The sequence below is a fragment of the Petrotoga halophila DSM 16923 genome, assembly GCF_002924615.1.
The window spans coordinates 1-305 of record NZ_JALY01000193.1 but is presented as its reverse complement, the minus strand read 5'-3'; the positions used below and the strand labels follow the sequence as shown (position 1 = coordinate 305).

Sequence of the window (305 nt, the reverse complement as noted above, 5' to 3'; positions counted from 1 at the left end):
GTCAGAGAGCAGGTAAAATAGAATTTCTCCGTTTATATCTGATTCATCAAGTAGTTCTACAAGAGATTCAAAAGTGTCGTTATCTATAGAAATTTTATAATTCTCGTCTCCATATTTTAGGGTCTCTTTTTCGTAAATAATATTGAAAATAGAAAAATAACTTTCTAAAAGTTTTGAATATAAAAAGTTTCTTAACTCATAACTTTCAAGTGTTTTGAGTAATTCGTTTGTTGACTGAAAATCTTCTTTTCTTTTAATTTTACTAAAAACATGTTCTTGAAGTTTTTTTTGATTCTTCTCTTTTA

At 25.6% G+C, this 305-nt stretch carries 1 protein-coding gene; it reads right to left on the bottom strand.

Annotated elements, in window-relative coordinates; genetic code table 11:
- A partial coding sequence (locus AA81_RS14420; RefSeq protein ID WP_211292690.1) for a hypothetical protein occupies nucleotides 1-305 on the bottom strand: 305 nt, incomplete at both ends.